The 399-nt window shown below is 48.6% G+C and carries 1 protein-coding gene; it reads left to right on the top strand.

The features are described 5' to 3' along the window. Positions 1-31: 31 nt before the first annotated feature. Positions 32-399: DUF2254 family protein (locus AAEZ03_RS26105; protein ID WP_350582650.1), on the top strand; the 368-nt coding region annotated here is incomplete at its 3' end.

Here is a 399-nt window from a genome sequence, read left to right as displayed (position 1 = left end):
CTTTGCCACTTGCATACGCCTTGAGCAACGGGTGACGCACTCTAATGACATCGCGTATAGCCTAGGACAAATGACTGAGATAGCGGTACGGGCGCTGTCTCCTGGTATCAACGATCCTAAAACGGCTGTCAATTGCGTGCAATCATTGACTACTTGCATAAGTACCATGATGCGCCGTCAGCCACCAAGTCCATACCATTTTTACTCACCAACGCAAGATAACGACGAAACCTCTGAAAATTTTGTGCCGCAGCAGCGAGTGTCTATCTTGGCTGTTGTCACTCATACACCCAAGATATCGGACTTTATTGATACTTCGCTTGGCGAGATACGCCGTTACGCGACGGCTGACCTGATGGTATTAAAAGCACTCTGTCAGGCGATGGTCGACCTTAACTA

The organism is Pseudomonas sp. HY2-MNA-CIBAN-0224 (assembly GCF_040310285.1).
GTDB classification, from domain to species: Bacteria; Pseudomonadota; Gammaproteobacteria; order Pseudomonadales; family Pseudomonadaceae; genus Aquipseudomonas; species Aquipseudomonas helleri.
Note: the sequence above shows the minus strand (reverse complement) of the source record. Positions and strands in the feature narration are given on the sequence as shown.